Annotated in this window: 2 protein-coding genes; both read right to left on the bottom strand. The window is 40.1% G+C overall.

The window, feature by feature from the left end:
- Window positions 1-5,307: DUF4402 domain-containing protein (locus C8P65_RS11890; protein ID WP_170069109.1), on the bottom strand; the 5,307-nt coding region annotated here is incomplete at its 3' end.
- A 311-nt stretch (window positions 5,308-5,618) separates the two neighbouring features.
- A partial coding sequence (locus tag C8P65_RS11885; RefSeq protein WP_146162924.1) for a T9SS type B sorting domain-containing protein occupies window positions 5,619-5,876 on the bottom strand: 258 nt, incomplete at its 5' end.

Raw genomic sequence — 5,876 nt, 5'->3', positions numbered from 1 at the left:
GTTAGTCAATACACTGCTAGTTGTACCGCCATTAGCACCATTGGTGATTGTGAAGGTGTCGCCATTAGCTTGGATTGCAGGAGCGCCTACTACAATTGTAGTGGTAGCAGTATCACAAATTGTAAGAGTAGCTACATTTGTACAAATCTTATAGACAATAGTATAAGTTCCTGAGGCTGTACCTGCTGGTACTGTAATAGTACCATTGCTATTTAGGGTAGGTATTCCACTACCTGCACCCCCCGTAGCAGGGGTAACCACAGTCATACTTACTGTAGCAGGTGTAGCAGTTTGAGTTCCTACTTTGTCGTTATCAAATATAGTAAGGGTAGTAGTACCGCCATTAGCGCCATTGGTGATAGTGAAGGTATCGGTATTAGCCTCTATATGCACCAAAGTAATAGTACTTGTTTGGGTAACAGTTTTACCAAACAAATCAGTAGCAGTAAAGGTAACAGTTACTACCCCACTATTATTACATAGGTCGGCAGGTTTTACTGCGTTGTAATTATTAGTTAGATTTACTGCGCCACAACTATCGGTAGCTGTAGCACTATTAAGCCAAGTAGTGATGCTTGCAGCAGCATTTTTACAATCGACTACTAAAGGAGCAGGAGTGGTAAGAGTAGGGGTTGTAGTATCATCTACAGTTATGGTTACTACTGCACGTGGGCTTTCACAACCATTAGCATTCACTTGTACCACATAGGCTTCTAGGGTAGTTTTAGTAGTTACCTGTGTATTGATAGTAGGAGCAGTAGTGGTATAGGCTGTAGCCGTAGCGGTAGGATACCAACGCAAGGTATGAGCAGGCAAAGCTGTAACATAGGCATCTAAGCTCACCACATTGCTTACTGCGGTAGGACAAAGTGTAACCGTAGGGCTTACCATAGGGGCGTTAGCAGGCTTAGTATGCAAGCTCACGATAAGCGGTGTTTTAATACTAGGGCATTTACCTGGAGCTTGCAAGGTATAGAAATAAGCGCTAGAAGGGTTTACCTGTGCGTTATCAGCTTGCAACTGCCATTGAGCACCATTGCGTATAAATATCTTGACAGTACCGCCAATAGCGTCTTTAAGGTCAGACACGCGTGGAGTATTTCCTGCGGTCATACACACCTCGAAAGTTTTTGCGGTAGCGGTAGTAACATTAGGATCTTTAATAAGCGTTAAAGGCACTTTAGGGCTACGGCATTTACCAGTTGCTTCAGCAGTAAAGTAAAGAGCTGTGTTCCAATCTACTAAAGCGGTTCTTACCAAAGGAGCAGTAGACCTACCAGCTATTATTTCTACATTTGTATAGCCATAGGTAGCTTGCAATTGGTCTGCTAATTCACCAGCCATAATCTCCTCGCAAGTGGTAATAGACTGAGCTTGTACAGGAGTAATATCGTTTTGAGCAAGGCGCACCACATAAGGCAAGGACTCACACTTACCAGCTTCTTGTATTTTAAATCCTGAATAGCCAGTAATTGACACATCAGAATTAGGGTTTGTTTGTACATACCAGTTTCCTGAAGAGCTACCTAAAACAGTTATCGTAGCATTTGGATAGAGCACTTGTAAGGCATCTTTAATATCTTTTACTTTAGTATGCAAACCTCCGTAATAGCCTATAAAAGTACATACCTCTATTCTCTCGTTTTTAGCAGCAGTGCGAGGAGTAAAATTGAAGTTCAGCGGTGCTGGTGAAGTCACACAACGATAAACATTTTTGGCATACGTATAACCCACATTATCTTCTATTATTGTTTCATCAGCCAAAGCTACAGTACCCCCATTTTTATAGATAAGTACATTGGCTGTATCGGCAGGGTCTACCAAAGCTTTAAGGTCAGCAACTGTGGTAATCTGACAGGCTGTATTGGTGAGCGTTTTAGCTGTCACACTTGTTTCACCTACTATGGTAATTTTGTATATAGTTTCAGTACAATAATTATTTTTTGTAAAGCGCAAGTAATAATCTTGCGAACTACCATTAGGGGTATTGATGGAGGTCGTAGCTGCTATTTCTGAAGTTTGCGCTTGCGCATCAGAGAGCGAACTATACCAATGGAATATAGGTTGCTTAGCTACCACCTCTGGAGAGCCTTCATTAATAAGTTGTTTTACTTCATTCAAAGTTACAGATGGATTACATACTTTGATAGTAGTCTTTACGGCAGGTTTGAAAGCACGTGCTACTGTTAGCTTAGCGGTAGCTTGGGTGATGAGTTCTCCACAAGGACTAAGTATTTTATAGAGGAAGGTATGAGTTCCCATCACCTCTGATAGATTGATATTAATTATACCGCTGGCAGGCACTGCTATTACTCCTGAAGCTTCTTCAATAGTAGTAGTAACACCACCTGTAATAGGAGTAGTCCCTGTAAAGAGTGTATTCAAATCGAAATACATAGCCCCATTACCTTCCATACATTTAGATGTATTTACCCCAGTAGGAGCGGTATATGAAGGATAAGTGGTAATTTGCTGGAACTGATAAGCACTAATAGCATTAGTGATACAAGTGGCTGCTGCTGGCTGTCCTGCTATCTTAATATCCACCTTGTACTGATGAGTAAAGTCATCGGGGGTAAGGGTAGGAATACTAAGAGTATGGCCCGTAGCCAAAACTCTCGTCATATTGTCGGAACGATACCACTCAATAGTGATATTAGGGCCTAAATCATCCATTTTGAGTACTGCTGATTGACCTACACAGTAGTATTCTTTTTGTGCCTTAATTTTAGGAAGGCGAATATTACTAAGTGTAAGTTCTCTATCTTTTGTACTTGGGCAGGCATCGGTTACCGTAAACTTATAAGCGGTATTGAGGTTCGTACCATCCAAATCGAGGAAAAAGTTATCTCCGGCTTGCGTACGCGCTACAGAGGTATCGGGGGTGGTACTTCCTGCAGGGATTTTATGTACAAGCCTATAGGTAAAAGGACCTGTACCCCCTTTGGGAATTACCACTACATGGAATTTATTTCCAACACAACCTACCCCTATAACATCAGGTTCTTCAAGATCACCTCCGAAATCTTTTTCAGCAATCACTTGCATACATTCAAACGTATTATCTAAGTTTGATATGCGGCGCACCACTCGAAACTTTCCTTTTCTAGTTAAATACTCATCGGTAACCTTGCGGTTAATATTTTGATTAAAACCAAGTCCTGAATAAGCCCATTGGTTCCAAGTTTGAGTAGCTTCGTTGAATTGTTGTATTACAAAGCTTGACTCAGTATAGCGCCAGTCGTCAGTAGGGGCTAAATCAATGCGCCCTTGCACAATAGGTTCACATCCAGGAGCAAAGGAAAATGAATAGGTTTGCCCTGAAAGGTCCTTAGAAATAACATTTACACCCCCACACACATTGGTTACTCTCACCTTATAATTACCGGGGGGAAGATCACGCAAGTACCAGTTATCATTGTTAGCACGATCAGAAGCTGTTAGAGTATAAGGCAAAGAAAGAGATGTACCAGGTATAGTGCCCGTGGTATTTCCATTGTATTCTATAACTTCTATTTTATCAAGATCAGCTCCTACATATCTTTGTATATGCATAGATGCATAAGGCGCATTGGTAGCCGTAGCATCCTTACAACTAGCTACATTTCTGACAGCTACATTTGTAGGCTTTGGTGCAGGAGGAGTAGTAATCGTAAAAGCATCCATTAGATTGCTGCGATTAGTATCGCACTCATCATCTACCAAACGGAATTGGAAAGTATCGCCTAAGTTTGTATAATCAGAGGCTACTACTGTTTGATAAGCTTGAGGATTGTATTTTATTTTCTTTACAAATTTACCTCTAAGTAAAGGATTAGGATGGGTTGCCGGTATTTGGTAGAAGCCCGCTCCCGTATAGTTAAAGGTTGTAGGAGCTTGTTCAAGCACCAAATAAGTATTTAGTATAGGTGAATTGTCTCTTATGTACTTATGACCAAGGGTAAGTAGTACTTTTTTAAAACAAGTATCACTTGAGTTCTCATCGGGAACTGGCGCAACATAAGCGTTTTCTATAGGATTATAAAGAGTAGCCGTTACAGCAGGGATAGCGGTAGTGGTACCGCACATCTCTACTTCAGCTGCTATCTTCCACTCTCCATACTCTTTAGGAATACGGTGCTCTCTAAAGCCGTTCTCTACTCCTAGATCATCTCTTGTTCCAACAGGTAGATATAAATAAAAGTCACTTTTATTATTAATGGTATAAGTAGGCGTATACACTGCACCTGAAGGAGCTGTAATCACATACTTTACTGTAAGCGGATAAGGGAAAGTATCGGAAGTGTAAGCCTCTGTAAGACTGGTACCATAAAGGAGAACAGAGTCAAACTCAACATAATCACAATTAAACTCTTTAGGACGTGGATACCCCCATAAATTTGTAAAGGTAAGATTGGATGAAGCTATAGTAATGCTTTTAGGAGTAGGGCTTGCTCCACAAAAATTTTCTACTTTCACTCTGTAAGTGCCAGGGGTGAGACCCGTAAAAGTGTTGGCAGTTTGTTTTATTTTGCCTGGTATATCATTCCCTGTAGCATCTTGTAAGGTATAGTAGACAGGATAGTTAGCAGAGTGGTTACCCCATTGATCTACTTTTATATCTACTTTTATACCTATACCTGCTGAAGCACAAGTAGCAGGGATTTTTGATAAGGTATAATCAATATCTTTAAGATCTTTTTTGATTTCGATATTCTTAACCTCTATATCGCCTGTACCTGATTTAGGTCGTGCTAAAAGGTCGTATTTACCTGCAGCTAAGGAAGTAACTCCAGTAAGAGATAATGAAGTAGTAGTGTCATAAGTAGGCACATTGCTTTTCTTATAATAGAAATTATAATTGTTATTATTAGCGCCTGTACCTATAAGGGTAAAACGGATAGCCCCTCCATTACCACACCACTCGTGTTCTACGCTAGTAGCGAGTTTAAGAGTAGTAACAGGTGTAACCTTATAATCAAAACCAGATTGATAGGTACAAGCTCCATTTTGGGCTTTGAGAGAGAATCTACGTTCGGCATTCACAGCCCCAGTATTGATGTAGATAAACTCTTCTGTACCTGAAGTATAGGTAATGGAATAAGTAGTTCCTAAGTTATCCGAAAAGGTATAGGTGGTGCCTACCAAAGGATAACGGATGGTAAAAATAGCATCATCCCCTTGTGTAACTTCTGTATAGTAAGCTACGTGGGTTTGCTCTAAAGATTTTTGCGTATTGATATCGCAAGTTTGTGCATAAGCACTATTTGCTAATACACTCAGCAAGGCAATTAAAAGCCCTTTAAATACGTTTTTTAGTAATTGCATAAAAAAATATTTTTTTCATCAAAACAAAGGATAAATTATATCCAAGGCGCAAAAATACAATAAAAAACGATACAGTGTAAAACTTTAACACTATTTTTAGATTTTTCGGTTTGGAAATTTGGCGATTTGGGAGGAATGAGAAGGCTGGGAAGAATGGGAGACTCGCCGACTTTCGTTCGCTCATTGTTCGCTTATCCTTCGCTCATTGTTCGCTCTGAATAGCTGTGTTAAGTAATAAAAAAAAGCTCAGGATATTAAATCCTGAGCTTCTTTTATCATTGGCAAATTATCTTATTTGCTCATTTCATCGGTTAGTCTTTCTTCAAGTATAACCAACCTACCATTGTTTGTTTTTGATTGTTCTCATCTACGTATTCGATGACATAATAGTAAGTGCCTTGTGGCAACTTGTCGGCTGCCTCTATCGTTACTCGTCCGTTAGAGATGCCTTTAAATACGTTGCGAACGTTATCATAGCTTTGTACCTCCCATACTTTTACGCCCCAACGGTTGTAGATGCGTACTGTATTATCTGGGTAGGCTTCTATACCTGCTATGTGGAAGTGGTT

Origin of the sequence: Capnocytophaga leadbetteri (assembly GCF_003054025.1) — a bacterium.
GTDB lineage: Bacteria > Bacteroidota > Bacteroidia > Flavobacteriales > Flavobacteriaceae > Capnocytophaga > Capnocytophaga leadbetteri.
The sequence above is the reverse complement of the archived record's forward strand: the minus strand, read 5'-3'. Positions and strand labels throughout refer to the sequence as shown.